The organism is Litoribacterium kuwaitense (genome assembly GCF_011058155.1).
Lineage (GTDB): Bacteria > Bacillota > Bacilli > Bacillales > DSM-28697 > Litoribacterium > Litoribacterium kuwaitense.
This window is the reverse complement of record NZ_JAALFC010000007.1, coordinates 70997-86712: the sequence shown is the minus strand read 5'-3', so window position 1 is coordinate 86712 and position 15716 is coordinate 70997. Positions and strand designations below refer to the sequence as shown.

Sequence of the window (15716 nt, the reverse complement as noted above, 5' to 3'; positions counted from 1 at the left end):
TCTCACAGTGTAGCATAGACGTTTCGAAAAAGGCAGATATTTATAGCTCTGAAATGTAATATATATTCGACGTAATGTCATTTATACATTACATTTTAGTTGTTGTCAGAAGGAGGTCGGAAGGTGAGAAATCGTGTGAAATTGGCACGTATGCAGGCAGGATATACTCAAATCGAATTGGCGCGGAAGGCCGGTGTCACCCGGCAGACGATCAGTTTGATTGAAAAAGGAGAATACAACCCGTCGCTACGGCTTTGTACTGACATATGTCATGCTGTAGGTCAAACGTTAAATGACCTTTTTTGGGAAGAAGGAGGCGGTAGTTGATGTATCAAATGAAAGATGAGCGATTAAAATGGCAGCAGCTTAAAAATACGCGTACGGCATTTACGTTTCAATCGATCGCCATTCTCGGACTCGTCATTTATCGAGGTGCAGTTGACGGCGCTCAGGCAGCATTTGCTGATCCACTGTGGCTCGTGTTCGTCGGAACGATCGTCTTGCTTACGTATTTAAATATGCGCATATCCGTACAGGTTGAGCAGACCGAAACGGGGAAGCCGCCAGGACCTTATTGGGTGAAAGTAGTGGTTGCATTAGGAGTTGGTTTGATCGGCGCGTTGATTTATCTTGTGGCGACACCAGATTGGACACTTTTTCTCGTCTTTTTGATCGGAGCGGTAATCTTTATTTGTTTTCTGGTCCCGTTCTCGCTGATTCATTACTGGCGACTGAAGGAAATCCACGATGAAGACGAGTGAGCAGCATGAAAAAAAGCCCTAGGGAAGGGCTCTACAGCGTATGGACAAAGTCTATGAAGGCATTCTGCGTGTCTCTAATCGTTTTCACGGTGTACACAACGTTGATGTTAGACATCCCCAACATTTTTTCATCGCAAGAAAAGGATGGCGAGGAAACCGACGGCGAAACAGTAATAGGCGAAATACTTTAAGTTGCCGCGTTCCATGATTCCCATAAACCAGCGTAGCGAAAAGTATGAAGCAATGGTTGCCGCAATGAAGGCGAGGGAGTAAGACAGCCAAATCGAAGACCAGTCTTTTTCCATCAATGTATCAATCGACAAAATCATTGACCCTAAGCTGACCGGGATATACAACAGAAAGGAGAAGCGTAGTGACAGGTCTCGTTTCATGCCAAGCAGCATCGCGGCGACAATCGTCGCGCCTGAGCGGCTAATGCCCGGGATAAGGGCGACGGCTTGCGCCAGCCCGACAATAATCGCATCTTTCCACGTCAATTGTCCTTCGTTTCTCCGTCCGCGTAAATTACGAATGATCCACAGCGCGATCCCGGTGACGATCAACGTTGCGCCGACGAGCCAAGCTTGATCGAGCCGTTCATCGATGAAATCACCGAACACGACACCGATGACGCCGGCTGGAATCGTCGCGACGATAAGGTAGAGCACCATATCAAAATCATCCCGCTGCGCTTTGTCACGTGTCGCCACATAGCTGACCGCGTTTTTAGCTAAACGGATAATGTCGTGCCAGTAAATGATGACGACCGCGATGAATGAGCCGAAGTTTAAAAGGATTAAAAGGTCTAAGCCTTCATTTGTCAATTGAATCAAGTTCTGCAGCATCACTAAGTGTCCACTGGATGAAATCGGAATCGGTTCAGTGAAGCCTTGAAACAATCCTAGCAATACGTATTTAATAACGAGCCATAATTCTTCCATATTCCTGTTCCTTCCTCTATGTAAAATGGCAATATGATACACTAAGGGTACTCATCATTTTCCAATCAATCAACCCCCAGTTAAGGGCAGACTTATGCGAAGGTTGCGATCGTTACACAAGCCAGGTGATTGTACGGCACAAAGCAAATCGCCCCATCGCAAGTGGATTTAAGCTTTTGAGCGTCATTTCACTTGTTTTCTATCAAATTTTAATTGGAGGATATCTTTTGTTGTATCCTTCTGTCATTCACCTCATCATCGTTTCGTCATCTACATATGTAAGCATACAGACAAAAACGCAACATCCACTTATCGATTTCTTAACAATGTCTTAATTCGTTATCCTACGTAAGAAGAATGTTGACTTTTACATTTGTCTGCAGAAGTTGATGTTGGCAGTGTTAACAATGATTTGAGTGTTAAGCAGGAAGAAAAATAATCGTACACTTTATCAGATTTTCGCCTGCATGAAGGGGATGCGCAACCTGTGTATATGTATAAAAAATAGATGACAAATATCACCTAACTTTAAGAGGAGGCTCCCTACGTTGAAAAATCATAACCAAACTTACGATATGGAAGACATCACCTTTGACCTGCATACGCACCATGAACGATGCGGTCATGCCACAGGATGTATTGAAGATTATGTGAAAGCGGCGATTGACCGCGGCTTAGATTATATCGGTATCTCAGATCATTCTCCCCATTTTTATAGTGAAGAAGACCATCTATTTCCGAAAGTGACGATGCCGATCAGTGCGTTTGACTCATATATCAAGGAAGTATTGGCTCTAAAGGAGAAGTACGCTGACCGCATTCACGTCCTTCTTGGCATGGAAAGTGATTATTTGGAGCTTTATGAAGCGCCTTACCGAAAGATCATCCAACAATATCCGTTTGATTATGTCATCGGTTCAGTGCATTACGTTCATGATATTAATATTTTCGCGCGCGGGCGCTGGGACGGTTTTTCCGAAGCGGAGGCGATCCGTGAAAAAGAAGAGTATTACCGCTTAATTCAGCTGTCCGCTCGCAGTGGTATGTTCCACATTCTCGGTCATATCGATGCAATGAAAGGCTTCTATCCTGCCTTTTCAGACATCCCGGCGACGAAGGCCGTCGAAGATACCCTTCGCATCATTGGCGAGGAAGGTGTGGCGATTGAGGTGAACACATCCGGAAAAATGAAGGATGTCGGCGGCTGGTATCCGTCTCATGAGATGCTTGAACGCGCACTTTATTATAATGTCGAAGTGACGTTTGGCTCAGATGCCCACGTGCCAGAACGAGTCGGCGACGATTTTGAGAATGTAGCGATGACATTGAAAGAAGTAGGCTATCAGCATATGGTCTTTTTTGTTGGCGGGGAGAAAAGAAAGGTTCGTTTATAAGGAACGTTTCTTGATTGAAAGATGCAGGCGGGGAGGAAATCGAGATGAAGGTGAAGTCGTATCGTGGCGCAACGTCTTTTTTGCAGGACAATCAAGTGTTTTTAGAACGGGAGGAAGCGGTTAATAGCTTGATGCTTGGCTTGGCACAAAGGGCAGTTGAACAGGAAGCTGTCGGGCAGCCGTCGCTTGCTTTAGGGTGCTGGCGCGTACAAACAGATGAAGAGGCGCCGGTACTATTCATTTTGTTAAGCAGCAAAAATGCCGTTGTGGCTAGTGGTGACGCAGCAGTCACAGGAGAAGCGCTCGATCACGCCGTAAAGGTCCTTCTTCAGAGCGGTCGGGAAATCCCCGGTTTTGTCGGTCCCCGACCGTTGACAGATCAGCTTGCTGAACAATGGAAAGAGCGAACGGGGCAACAACTGTCGCTCGCGATGAACCAGCGCATTTACGAGCTAGAAACGGTCAACCCTCAGCCAGGCGCAGGCACGCTCGTCAAAGTGGGGCAGACACAATTGCCTCTCGCCGCCAAATGGACGTACGATTTTGCGAGTAAGATCGATGAGACGACGCAAAAAGAGGCAGAAGAGATTGTCCAAAGAAGCTACGAAGAAGGCGAGTTGTACTTTTGGGAAGTTGGCGGCGTCCCGGTATCCATGGCAAAGGCTGCCCGCCCGACCGCCAATAGCATCACCATCAGCCTCGTCTACACCCCGCCCGAACGAAGAAACAAAGGCTACGCGTCGTCTTGTGTCGCCGCTTTGAGTCAGAAAATGCTTGATCTCGGCTACACGTATTGTGTGCTTTACACCGACCTTGCCAACCCGACAAGCAACCACATTTACCAGAACATTGGCTACAAAGCGGTTTGTGATTCTGTGCATTATCGTTCAGGGATATAAAAAACGTGTAGGTGAGAACGATGCTATTTAACCGAGAAAACCCTCACGTTGAAGCACATGTGAACGCGTAGCCTGAAAGGCATGCATCGCTTTGGAGCGTCAGGTCGTTCAGTCGTAGGTAGCGCAATCAATGAATGTGTTCAATAAACTCGGCACAAGAAGAAGGAGGGCACGTGATGAGACTGAAAAACGTCACCTTTTTAAATGAAGATATGTCATTTGAAACGCGAGACTTTTCAATCAAAAGCAATACAATCAGTTTTGATGTAAGTCACGGAGATCAAGAGGAGTCTATGGACTGCGAGGATTATTTAGTCATTCCAGGCCTAATCAATGCCCATTTTCACAGTTATTCTCCTCTAGCCAAAGGTTTAATGAAAGAAATGCCGCTGCAAGATTGGTGTAATGATACAGATCAAGGAAAAATACAACAAGCGCTGTTTGATTACTTGGATCATGAATTGTCAGAACAAGACTTTGTGTATCTTGCGCAAAAAAGCTACATGGACATGGTTAAAAGTGGTGTGAGCTTTGTCAGTGATTCTGACCCGAAGACGCCTCAATTATTAAGTGAGGGAATGAACGAGATTGGCATTAGAGGAATCATTGATACATATGAGGACATCGGTGATTATCATCATCAAACGGATGGGAATATCTTGTTTGGGTCACACTTATTAGAAGAAGAGGATATGACTCATGATGAATTGCTTCGTGTGAAGGGCATCAAGGATCAGTATCATCCTTTGATGATGACACATTGTTTGGAAAATGAATGGAGAGCAAATATCGTTTCATCGAAATTCGGTAAATCAAGTATCGACCTTTATCATGAAATGGATATACTTGATGACAAAACAGTTCTTTTTCATTGTGTATATATGTCCGAAAAAGACATCGATGTAGTCGCTGCATCTGGGAGTTCTGTTGTCCATTGTCCCCTGTCAAACTTGGATACAGGCGCAGGGGTGGCCAATGTTCATCGTATGCTTGAAAAAGGTGTGAATGTTTGTTTAGGTACGGATTACTCGCACACAGATGTATGGGAGTTAATGAGACTAACCTACTACCTATTAAAGATCAATCACCGTGTGAACAAATATGCTGCCGAAGATATTTTTAGAATGGCCACTGTAAATGGCGCAAAGGCGTATCAATTACAGGATCGTATAGGGCAGATTAAAGAAGGTTATAAAGCGGACTTGGCTTTTATTAAAAAAGATTCAGACCTAGAGCCACTGCTGAACGATGTGAACTTTTCGACGAACCTTTATAATGTATTGTTTTACAGTAAAAGTGATTCAGTTCAGCACGTCATGATTGACGGCAAGTGGATCATGAAAGATAGAAAACTCGTGACGGTAGACGAAGAAAAGGTTGTAAGCCGTTATCAGCAAATTGCCGAAGGTTTTTTACACTATTTACACAAGTAAGCTCATGAATGTTAGTGAATTGAGAAAAGGAGATACGAGAGATTAGTCTCGTGTCTTTTTTACGGAGGAATTGCACTCGTGGAAATCTTAAGTCGTGTAAACGGGGTTGAACGCAGCGGAGACTGTCCTTGTAGTGGAGTCTCTTTTTATATAAGCAAATGCAAAAGCGATCGTCTCAGACAGATCGCTTTTTTAAACGCTTTCATTAATCGGCTTGCATACCGCCGTCAACGTTGTAAAGGGAGCCGGTGACAAACGATGCTTTATCGGAGGCCAGGAATAGGACGATTTCTGCGACTTCTTGGGGTGCGCCAAAACGGCGGAAGGGGATGCCTTGCTTGATGGCTTCGCCGGAGACGTCAGGCTGTCCTGGAGACAGATTGTTTTGAATGTCGACGAGCATTTGTGTATCAATGGCGGCAGGGGCGACGGCGTTGACGCGAATGTTGCTTCCTGCGGCTTCCAGTGCGGCGGTCTTTGTCAGTCCGGCAACGGCGTGCTTTGAGGCGATATAGCCGGCCATTCCCGGTGAGCCGATGTATGCAGCGTTGGAGGCGGTATTAATGATACTGCCGTAGCCTTGCGTTTTCATCTGGCGTATCACGTGCTTCATTCCTAAAAAAACACCCGTCGTATTAATGCTCATAATCGTGTCAAACGTCTCTTTTTCCAAATCTGTCATCTCTCTCGCCGGTCCGTTGATGCCGGCGTTGTTAAAAAAGACGTCGATTTTTCTGAAGGTGTCTACAGTCTGTTTCACGTAATTTTCAACGTCAGCTTCCTTGGTGACGTCAGCCTGGATCACTGTGACATCGTCACTCGTTCCTTTTAATGCCGCTTTGGCTTGCTCGAGCGCCGCTTCGTTAATATCGACGAGCGCGACTTTAGCACCATTGTCTAAAAACAATTGCGCCGTCGCCATACCTATACCACCTGCACCGCCTGTGATCAGAACGACTTTTCCTTCCATGTGATCGTCTTCTCCTTTCTATTATCAGTTTTTTTGATCAATTTCATTGTAGAGGCGTTATAGAGCGATGACAACGATGAGTGTGTTAGGTCAATGGACGGGCGACGAATGGAGGGGAAAGCGACAAAATACAATATAACCATTTACTTATATAAAGTTTTAGTTATATAATGAACCGGAGGAGGATTGATGCTTGTGAATACAGTTGATCAAGTCGCGAGCAGCTTAAAAGTACTCGGTGATCCGACGAGACTGCTGATGATGAAGGTCTTGTCTGAGCAGGAGTATTGTGTCTGTCAGCTGGTCGAGATGTTTCAAATGAGCCAGCCAGCGGTCAGTCAGCATTTGAAGAAGCTTAAAGCATTTGACTTCGTGACGGAGCGAAGACAAGGACAATGGCGGTTTTATCAGGTGAATCCCGCTTCAGAACAGGTCGAGCTTGTACAGAAAATCTTGTTCCACTTAGATACGAATGCACCTGAAGTTCAGCAATTGTTGGCACGGGCGCAGCCAATGAATTGTTCGTAAAGGAGTTTTTGCCTTTGAGTTCAGCCATACTCGCATGTATTATATTTTTACTCACATTGGTTTTCGTCATTTGGCAGCCGAAAAACTTAAATATTGGCTGGTCAGCGTGTGGCGGTGCAGTGCTCGCCTTACTTTTCGGCGTCGTCGATATGGGCGATGTCGTCGATGTCACCGGAATTGTCTGGAATGCGACGCTGACTTTTATCGCAATTATTATTATTTCTTTTATCTTGGATGAGATTGGCCTGTTTGAATGGGCGGCACTCCATATGGCACGTGCGGCACGGGGAAAGGGACTGTTGATGTTTGTATACATGTGTCTCTTAGGTGCGCTCGTTGCGGCTTTTTTTGCGAATGATGGGGCAGCCTTGATTTTAACACCGATCGTACTGGCGATGGTGCGGGCGCTTCGCTTTGAAGAGCGGATCGTGTTTCCGTTTGTTATCGCAAGTGGATTTATCGCGGATACGACTTCGCTGCCGCTTGTCGTCAGCAATTTAGTCAACATCGTTTCCGCAGATTACTTCGGGATTGGCTTTATTGAATATGCGACAGTGATGATCGTTCCGAACCTCTTTTCAATCGCGGCGAGTGTCATTGTGCTTTTTGTCTATTTCCGCAAGCGGCTTCCGCGAACATACGACCTATCGCACTTAAAACAACCTGCCGAAGCGATTCGCGATATTCATTTGTTTCGTCTTTCATGGCTTGTGCTGTCGTTGTTATTCGTTGGCTACTTAGCGAGCGAATGGATCGGCATCCCGGTGTCGTTCATTGCCGGACTGGTTGCCGTGCTATTTTTAGTGCGGGCACAAAGAAGCCCGACCGTTTCGGCGAAAACGGTGCTGCAGGGCGCGCCGTGGAATATTGTGTTTTTCTCCATTGGGATGTATGTCGTCGTCTACGGCTTGCGAAATGCTGGTTTAACGGACGTGCTGTCTAGCCTGATTGAAGAGATGGCGAGTGCCGGCTTGCTTGCGGCAACGGTAGGGATGGGCTTTTTGGCGGCTGGCTTGTCCTCGGTGATGAACAATATGCCGACCGTGCTCATCGATGCGATTGCGATCGGTGCGACCGATACGGCAGGGTTGACGAGAGAGGCGCTCATTTATGCGAATGTGATCGGAGCGGATTTAGGGCCGAAGATCACGCCGACTGGATCACTCGCGACGTTGCTCTGGCTTCACGTCTTGTCCAATAAAGGTGTGAAAATCTCCTGGGGGACATATTTTAAGACTGGCATTGTGATTACCATTCCTGTTTTATTGATCACATTAATTGGTCTATATCTCTGGCTTTTAGCGTTAAACGTACTTACTTAAAAAAGAGGTGTTTTGATGACGAAGAAAAAGCTGTATTTTTTGTGTACTGGCAATGCTTGTCGCAGCCAAATGGCGGAAGGGTGGGGCAAGCACTACATTGGTGCCGAATGGGACGTCTATAGCGCTGGAATCGAAGCGCACGGGCTGAACCCGAAAGCGGTGACGGCGATGCAGGAAGTAGGCATTGATATTTCACAGCAAACGTCAGATGTCATTGACACAGATTTGTTAAAAGAGGCCGATTTGGTCGTCACCCTTTGCGGCGACGCGGAGGAAAAATGTCCGATGACCCCGCCACACGTGAAACGCGTCCATTGGGGATTTGACGATCCGGCGAAAGCGACCGGTACCGATGACGAGAAGTGGCAAGTGTTTCAAAGGGTGCGCGACGAGATCGGGAAGCGGATCAAGGCGTTTGCGGAGACAGGTGAGTGACGGTATTTTTTAATTAGAAAGCCACCAACGCGTTGCACTTGGCAGCGGCGTGGTGGCTTTTTTGCGTGTTTACTTACTATATTGATCTAAAAGCTGTTGCAATGCTTCTTTTACATCCCCTTGATAAAGCCCGCCATGATAACAGATGAGCTCATCAATCTCTAAGTCGCGCAGGCGTCGGACAGAGTGGATGGCTTCCTCCATATTCATCGTGAATTGTGGGTTGGCGATGTTGAGTTCGCCAGCTTCGATCACGACGGCATCACCTGCGAGCAATGTTTTCGTTGCAGGGAGATATATCGAGATGTGATGTGGCATATGTCCTGGGGTTGGGATAATCTCGATCCCACCGCACCAAGGTAAGCGTTCGTCAGTGGAGATGGTTTGATCGACTGGTACTGGTTCAATGGCCTTTAATGATTGGATAAACTGGTCTGCCCACGGCTTCATATCTTCCGGTAACTGACCGTACGAGGCTTGCGCCTGCTCGAGGCGCAAGGACGTTGTTGTCCCGTCGAGATAAGGAGCTTCTTCTTCTGTCGCAATGATCTCAAAGTGTGGATATGCACGCTTGATGGATGCGAGTGTCCCGATATGGTCAATATCGTGATGCGTGACGATTACTTTTGTGATGGTTTGAAACGAGACGTCGTGTTTTTGTACCGCAGCTTCCAATCTGGGCAGAAAGCCGGGGTATCCACAGTCGATGAGAATGTGTTCATTGCCAGTGGAGAGCAGGACTGGTGTGATCGTCTCTAGTGCACCATTGTTTGTAAATGTGATTGGTAATAAGCGATACGGTTTCATTGATGTGTCCTCCTGAATGTTGGTTTGATCTATTAAAACGGCTTCTTTTTTGCCCGAGGCCAAAGCGGGCGTTTCACGTAATGAATCATCGTTTGGAAGACGATGTGCCACTGCTCTTCGGTTAGCTTCCCGATTGGCGTAGCAGAAGACAACCGCGCTTTTTTCGCAGCATCTTCAGCTGTGGTGGTGTGAAGATGCGGCGGAGTGCGTACTCGTACGGTGCCATTGGCTGCCGTAATGCTTCTTGAACGAGCCCAAGAAAGGGACCGAGCTGTCCTGGTGCAACGAGCTCTTTTTGCTTTCGCTGAATCGACAATAGTGCCGAATCAACGCGGGGTGGCGGTGAAAACACGTGCCTTGAAATATCACGCTCATACCTAAGATTAAATCGCATGCGCCAGAGAAGGACATCAGCATCTTTTATCATGCGCGACGTAAACCGTTTTGCCGCGCCTTTTTCCATGACAATAACACCTTTTTTAAGCTGGGTTGCCTGCGGCGCGAGCAACAGGTTCATGATCGGGGTCGTAATCGCGTACGGGATGTTTGAGACGACAACAAATGGCTTCTTTGGCGGTCGAAATTGCAAAATGTCTTGCTTGACAATTTGAAGGTTGGGCAGGTGTGCTGTCTCCTCCTTAAGCTTTTGAACGAACGTGTCATCATATTCGACGGCGATGACGCGCTGTGCTTTTTTCGTTAACGGGATGGTTAATGCGCCTGTACCCGCCCCGAGTTCAAGCACAGTATCGCCTTGTTGCACGCTTGCTTGCCGAATGATTTCACGTATGGTCGGCACATGATGCATCAAATGCTGACCCGAAAAATTAGGAGGTTCGCCTCTACTCAGCTTTTTGTTGCTGTACCGATGTTTTTTCTTTGTCATTACATGCTCTTCCTTTCTGTCTTAAAATCACAGGACTTCTGCCTGTGACAGAAGAGCAAAAAGGAAGTCAATGATGGTGTTGACGATTAAATCCCCCCATCGATCATGGGTGAGACGACATGCTGCCTCTACGCTGTCGTCGTCAATGCAATTTCGGAAAGGGTAACAATGAAACACAAAAAAGAAAGGCAGCATAAGCCACCTTTCTCTCTCATCTCATCTATAAAGTGATTGTTTGTGAGGTATCGATAAAAGGGCAGACTGATCCCGTTTGCTCTGCTAGCACAGGCAGAGCCTTTGAACGTATGAAATTACTGGTTCAAAGTAGGGAAACGCAACCGCACAGTAAACACCCTTTTTATTCCTCCTCAAATGGTTTTTTAATACAGTTATCATACGCAGAAAAAAGATAAAGCGTCAAGGGTTCTTTAGAAATTTGCGTACTTTTTTAGAGCGCTTGATCGTCCACGTGGTCAAGCCATGCTTCAATATCGCTTAAAATGGCGGACACACAGCCTTGTTCGAAAGGCGACGTCAGATCCGCCGCTTGAACGAGTTCAAGGAAGGAGCGGCTTCCGCCCAATTTACATAAGTTAAGGTAGCTTTGCCAAGCCGCGTCACGATCGTCATTCATTCGCTTCCAAAACTGGAGGGCACAAATTTGCGCCAACGTATAGTCGATGTAATAGAAAGGAATTTCGTAAATGTGCAGCTGCCGTTGCCAGAGACCGCCCTTGTCTAAGTACGCGTTGTCACCATAATCTCGGTGCGGAAGGTACGTTTTTTCCAGCTCGCGCCACGCTGCTTTTCGCTGTGCAGGTGTTAAGTCCGGCTGCCCATAGACGATATGCTGAAACTCATCGACAGCGACGCCGTATGGGATAAAAGTCAATGCTGAGGCAAGATGGCTGAATTTATATTTTTCCGTGTCTTCTTTAAAGAACAGCTTCATCCACGGCCAGGCGAAAAATTCCATGCTCATCGAATGAATTTCGGCCGCCTCCGACGTCGGAAACTGGTATTGCGGAATATTCAAGTCACGGCTCTGGAACGTTTGAAACGCATGGCCCACTTCATGAGTCAAGACGTCGACGTCACCGGCCGTCCCATTAAAATTGGCAAAAATAAACGGCGATTGGTAGTTGTTAATGTATGTACAGTAGCCGCCGCTTTCTTTCCCTTTCCGGCTTAGCACATCGAGTAGTCCGCGCTTGCGCATAAACTTGAAAAAGGTGTCCGTTTCCTCAGACAGCTCTTCATACATCTTCTCGCCATTCTGCAAAATCCACTCAGGATCGCCTTTCGGGGTCGGATTGCCGGATGTAAACTCAAAACTCTCGTCGTAAAACATCAGCGTGTCGACACCGATTCTTGTTTGCTGGCGTGCTTTTAGCTTTTGGACGGCGGGGACGATGTATTCCTTTACTTGATCTCGAAACACTTTGACCATATCCTCGTTGTAATCTGTACGTTCCATCCGGGCATAGCCAAGCTCAATAAAGTTGCTGTAGCCGAGCTTTTGTGCGGCTTTCGTCCGCACTTTGACGAGATCATCGTAAATGCGATCAAGCTGTGCTTCATGCTGCGACATAAAGTCTGTCCGCGCCTTCACTGCCGCTTGGCGTACGCTCCGGTCTTTGTCCTGTTCAATGGTGCGAGTTGGCTTAGCGTGCGCTCTTCTCCTTTGAAGGGGATGCTCGCCGACGCGATCAGCTGAGCATATTCTGTCGTCAGCTTGTTTTCCTGCTGAAGCTCGGGGATGATGTCGGGATGAAACGTCTTCGTCTTCACTTCAGCGAGGCGAAAGAGCTGTTTTCCCCATTTTTCTTCAAGCGCACGCCGATATGTAGCAGTGACGAGCGCTTGCTCATACGCGTTAAAATATTCCTCAAGCTCGGGCATGAGGTCGTCTAAGTACGCCTTCTCTTGCTTATAAAATGCATCATTCGTGTCGATCGAGTGCCGGATGTAAACGAGGTTTTGCTGGGTGTCGACATGATTGAGCAAGTCGTTCATCTCGGTCATGAGCCGATCCTGTTCCTCTAAGCTGGCCGCTTTTTTAAAGGCTTCTGTAATGCGCGTGCACGTAGTGGCAATTTTCTCTTTATCGAGTCGTTCGTACTGCATGTCTTGAAATGTCGTCATTTGTGTTCGCTCCTTTCAAAATAAACCTCTTTCCTTTTTTTCGCCTTTAGAAAGCGATTATCCTGCTCTTGCGGAAGCGTGAAGAGCTGTGTACAATAAAGATAATTCATTAGAAGGAGGTGGGGAGATGATGTTTACTGGATTTGGCATGACGGCATTTGAAGCATTTTTGTACATTCGTCGTGCGATTTTTTCAACAGTTGGTGTTCAACAGGATACGTATGCCCTTTTTGAAAACCAAATGTTGGAAAAAATCTAGTAAGAGACATCTGCCCCACGAACGGAATAACGGTCGCTTCAATGAAGTGACTCGTATGGGACGGCTGATTCTTCAGGCGTCTTTTTTGTGCATTTTTTTAGTGGAAAACTTTGTTCATATCCAACGAAGGAGCTCGGCTTGAACAAAAAAGCCGTCCTTTCGTTCTGAAGGCAGCGGTCTTTTGCTAAAAAGCAAATGGAGGAAACCGCAATGATTGCATGCAGTGTACAGAAAGTGACGCAAACCTTTGGTGCAGAGACGATTTTTACCGACCTTTCCTGTGAAATTCAGGAAGGCGAACGGATTGGTTTGATTGGACGAAATGGTGAAGGGAAAACAACACTATTACAGCTAATGGCAGGGACAGCACAGCCAGCGAGCGGCACGGTGTCGTGGAAGAAGGGGATGAGCGTCGGCTTGCTTGCGCAAATGCCGGACGAAGACGACGATACGCCTGTGTATGATGTGCTGCAGCGCGTGTTTGCGCATCTGACGAACTTGAAAAAGCAGATGGAAGCATTGGAAACGACGTTGGCGACCCCGTCTGCACAAATGGAAAAACAGCTCAAAACGTATGGTGAATTGCAGGAGCGCTTTATGCAGGAGGGCGGCTATGAAATGGATGCGCAAGTCAGACGCGTTGCCGCCGGGTTGGATATGAGTGAACTGCTTGAGAAAACGTGGGGAGCATTGAGTGGGGGAGAACGGACGAAGGTCGGCTTAGGTCGCTTACTGCTCGCGCGCCCTGGTTTACTGCTGCTTGACGAACCGACCAACCATCTTGATTTGCCGGCGATCGAATGGCTGGCTGAGTGGTTAAAAAATTACGAAGGAACGGTTGTCATTATTTCGCACGATCGTTATTTCCTCGATGACACGGTGCAAAAGATTTTTGAGATTGACCAAGGCGAACTCATTGTGTATTCGACCAATTACTCGGGCTTCGTAAAGGAAAAAGAGGCGAGGTTGCTGAGGGAATTTCAACAATTCGAAGATCAGCAGAAGAAGATAAAGAAAATGAGGGAGACGATTAAGCGTTTGAAAGATTGGGCAAACCGGGCGAATCCGCCGAATGCAAGCATGCACCGGCAGGCGAAGAGCATGGAAAAAGCGCTCGCGCGGATGACAAAAGTGAAAAAGCCCGTATTGCAAAAAGCGATTGACGGCACATTTGATCATAGCGAGCGTAGCGGGAAGGATGTGCTCGTGCTCGAAGATGTGCAGCACGCTTATGGGGACCGCGAGATTTTACGAGCAGCGTCTCTGCATGTTCGCTTCCAAGAGCGTGTCGCCATCGTCGGCGCTAACGGGAGCGGGAAATCGACGTTACTCAATATCGTTCGCGGCCGGCTTCAGCCGGACGGTGGGCTCGTTCAGACTGGCAGTCGACTACAGGCAGGATACTTGTCCCAGCACATGGATGAGCTGGATGACGACAATACGGTGCTGGCGGAATTTCGCGACAAAATCACGGTGACTGAAGGCGAGGCGCGCCATATTTTAGCCAAATTTTTATTTTACGGTCCGGATGTGTTTCAAAAGGTTGGCGATTTAAGCGGCGGTGAGCGCATGCGCCTCCGTCTCGCTCAACTCATGAACGAAAAACACAACTTGCTCGTGCTCGATGAGCCGACGAACCACCTCGACATTGATTCAAAGGAAGTACTGGAAGAGGCACTTGCCCTTTTTGAAGGGACGATCATCGCTGTCTCCCACGACAGGTATTTTCTTGAGCATATGTTTCCGGTTACGTATTGGTTGGAAGACGGCGTGTTGACACGGTATGAAGGCGGATACTCGTACGCGCGGAAGAAGCGGCTGACGTCTTAAGAAAAGAAAGAGGAATGGACAGAGAGTGCTTCGTCCATTCCGCTTTCATGTGTGTAAGGGGCTAGCGTTTTCTTGAATCCAAGTGACGATTTCATCAAAAGCTGGTTTTGCCGTTGTAAGATAAACTTGAAAATCTTCTGCATCATCGGGGTGAGGATGAAAATGAATTTGATTCTGTTTTAAAAATATGAGTGTTGCAATGAAGGCGGTTCGCTTATTTGCGTTATAAAAAGGATGGTTTTGATTTAAACTTTGTAAAAGCGCCGCTGCTTTTTCATAAATAGAAGGGTATGCATCTTGTTCAAAAGCAGTTTGCATCGGTCGGTGGATGGCTGATTCTAGCATTGCTGGGTCTTTAACGCCTATTTGTTCAGAAGGTGTGTGCTGCTTAATTAACATGGCATTGATTGTAATGATCTGTTTTGCGTTCAAATATTTGGTCATCGCTTACCTATTGGCTAAATTCCTGAGCATTTCATCATAGTCTTCAATCGCACTTTCAACATCTTTTAAGAATTCTGATGTAATTCCATCAATTTGATATGATTCGTGTTTCTTAAACGTCACTCTTCCGTTCTCTTCAAGGGAGAACGAGACCACATCACCTTTTTGCGCGTCGAGGTGATTTAACACCTCTTTTGGTAAAGAAACACCGTCGCTATTTCCAACCTGAATGATTTTCCTTTGCACTTGTTTCACCGCCAAAATGAGTCCCTCCTTAGCAGTATATTTAAAAACCAGTAAAATCATACATCCGTAATTGGTTATTACTGTTATAACGATAATAACATGAATTTTGTTCATATGTTGAGGAAATATTTTCACAGCTGAACGAAAAACACAACTTGCTCGTGCTCGATGAGCCGACGAACCACCTCGACATTGATTCAAAGGAAGTACTGGAAGAGGCACTTGCCCTTTTTGAAGGGACGATCATCGCTGTCTCCCACGACAGGTATTTTCTTGAGCATATGTTTCCGGTTACGTATTGGTTGGAAGACGGCGTGTTGACACGGTATGAAGGCGGGTACTCGTACGCGCGGAAGAAGCGGCTGACGCCTTAAGAAAAGAAAGCGGAATGGACAGGGGAGTGCTTCGTCCATTCC

The 15716-nt window shown here is 46.8% G+C and carries 15 protein-coding genes and 3 pseudogenes; 11 read left to right on the top strand and 7 right to left on the bottom strand.

Translation table 11 applies throughout. From position 1 onward, the window contains the following. The first annotated feature begins 123 nt into the window (after positions 1-123). Together G4V62_RS06630 and G4V62_RS06625 are read left to right on the top strand one after the other, a co-directional pair. Positions 124-327, top strand: coding sequence for a helix-turn-helix transcriptional regulator (locus G4V62_RS06630; RefSeq protein WP_165200415.1), 204 nt, complete (start codon positions 124-126; stop codon positions 325-327). After that, complete coding sequence (locus G4V62_RS06625; protein WP_165200412.1) at positions 327-761, top strand: branched-chain amino acid ABC transporter substrate-binding protein; 435 nt, start codon at positions 327-329, stop codon at positions 759-761. Before G4V62_RS06630 ends, G4V62_RS06625 begins: the two co-directional genes overlap by 1 nt. A 128-nt stretch (positions 762-889) precedes the next feature. Here G4V62_RS06625 and G4V62_RS06620 read toward each other — a convergent pair whose 3' ends face one another. Then, positions 890-1702, bottom strand: coding sequence for an undecaprenyl-diphosphate phosphatase (locus G4V62_RS06620; RefSeq protein WP_165200409.1), 813 nt, complete (start codon positions 1700-1702; stop codon positions 890-892). Positions 1703-2277: 575 nt separating this feature from the next. On the opposite strand from G4V62_RS06620, the gene G4V62_RS06615 reads away from it, so the two are divergent. From G4V62_RS06615 to G4V62_RS06605, 3 genes are all read left to right on the top strand, one after another. Further along, positions 2278-3096 carry a histidinol-phosphatase gene (locus G4V62_RS06615; RefSeq protein ID WP_212508689.1) on the top strand — a complete coding sequence of 273 codons (819 nt, stop codon included), beginning with the start codon at positions 2278-2280 and terminating at the stop codon, positions 3094-3096. Positions 3097-3140: 44 nt separating this feature from the next. Further along, complete coding sequence (locus G4V62_RS06610) at positions 3141-3995, top strand: GNAT family N-acetyltransferase (protein ID WP_165200406.1); 855 nt, start codon at positions 3141-3143, stop codon at positions 3993-3995. A 176-nt stretch (positions 3996-4171) separates the two neighbouring features. Then, positions 4172-5428 (top strand): amidohydrolase family protein, encoded by a 1257-nt coding sequence (locus G4V62_RS06605; RefSeq protein ID WP_165200403.1) that lies wholly within the window; start codon positions 4172-4174, stop codon positions 5426-5428. Positions 5429-5633: 205 nt separating this feature from the next. Here G4V62_RS06605 and G4V62_RS06600 read toward each other — a convergent pair whose 3' ends face one another. Then, positions 5634-6398, bottom strand: a complete 765-nt coding sequence (locus G4V62_RS06600) for an SDR family NAD(P)-dependent oxidoreductase (RefSeq protein ID WP_165200400.1) — start codon at positions 6396-6398, stop codon at positions 5634-5636. Positions 6399-6593: 195 nt separating this feature from the next. Here G4V62_RS06600 and G4V62_RS06595 point away from each other — a divergent pair, with 195 nt between their 5' ends. Genes G4V62_RS06595 through arsC form a run of 3 tightly spaced genes read left to right on the top strand, consistent with a single transcriptional unit; the run spans position 6594 to position 8683 of the window. Beyond that, entirely contained in the window at positions 6594-6926 is a 333-nt protein-coding gene (locus tag G4V62_RS06595) for an ArsR/SmtB family transcription factor (RefSeq protein ID WP_312855443.1), read from the top strand. A gap of 14 nt (positions 6927-6940) precedes the next feature. Next, entirely contained in the window at positions 6941-8248 is a 1308-nt protein-coding gene (locus G4V62_RS06590) for an arsenic transporter (RefSeq protein WP_165200394.1), read from the top strand. A 15-nt stretch (positions 8249-8263) separates the two neighbouring features. Then, on the top strand, positions 8264-8683 hold the full coding sequence (gene arsC, locus G4V62_RS06585; RefSeq protein WP_165200392.1) for an arsenate reductase (thioredoxin): 420 nt from the start codon (positions 8264-8266) through the stop codon (positions 8681-8683). Between the two features lie 69 nt (positions 8684-8752). On the opposite strand, the gene G4V62_RS06580 is transcribed toward arsC, so the two are convergent. The 3 genes and pseudogenes from G4V62_RS06580 to G4V62_RS06570 all read right to left on the bottom strand — a co-directional run bounded on the left by G4V62_RS06580 (position 8753) and on the right by G4V62_RS06570 (position 12521). Then, the gene (locus G4V62_RS06580; RefSeq protein ID WP_165200390.1) at positions 8753-9490 is read right to left on the bottom strand and encodes an MBL fold metallo-hydrolase; all 738 of its coding nucleotides are present in this window, start codon (positions 9488-9490) and stop codon (positions 8753-8755) included. A gap of 32 nt (positions 9491-9522) precedes the next feature. Further along, a pseudogene (gene erm, locus G4V62_RS06575) lies at positions 9523-10376 on the bottom strand (23S ribosomal RNA methyltransferase Erm). A 448-nt stretch (positions 10377-10824) separates the two neighbouring features. Beyond that, positions 10825-12521 (bottom strand): annotated as a pseudogene (locus G4V62_RS06570) (M3 family oligoendopeptidase). A 127-nt stretch (positions 12522-12648) separates the two neighbouring features. Here G4V62_RS06570 and G4V62_RS20285 point away from each other — a divergent pair. Further along, positions 12649-12780, top strand: coding sequence for a hypothetical protein (locus G4V62_RS20285; RefSeq protein WP_281358009.1), 132 nt, complete (start codon positions 12649-12651; stop codon positions 12778-12780). Between the two features lie 210 nt (positions 12781-12990). Continuing rightward, on the top strand, positions 12991-14610 hold the full coding sequence (abc-f, locus tag G4V62_RS06565; RefSeq protein WP_165200388.1) for a ribosomal protection-like ABC-F family protein: 1620 nt from the start codon (positions 12991-12993) through the stop codon (positions 14608-14610). 45 nt (positions 14611-14655) lie between these two features. On the opposite strand, the gene G4V62_RS06560 is transcribed toward abc-f, so the two are convergent. Further along, positions 14656-15054, bottom strand: a complete 399-nt coding sequence (locus G4V62_RS06560; protein WP_165200386.1) for a type II toxin-antitoxin system death-on-curing family toxin — start codon at positions 15052-15054, stop codon at positions 14656-14658. A 3-nt stretch (positions 15055-15057) separates the two neighbouring features. Continuing rightward, complete coding sequence (locus G4V62_RS06555; RefSeq protein ID WP_376768284.1) at positions 15058-15309, bottom strand: AbrB/MazE/SpoVT family DNA-binding domain-containing protein; 252 nt, start codon at positions 15307-15309, stop codon at positions 15058-15060. 128 nt (positions 15310-15437) lie between these two features. Between G4V62_RS06555 and G4V62_RS06550 the strand changes: the two are divergent. Then, positions 15438-15674, top strand: a pseudogene (locus tag G4V62_RS06550) (ribosomal protection-like ABC-F family protein); the annotation flags it as partial. Positions 15675-15716 lie beyond the last annotated feature (42 nt).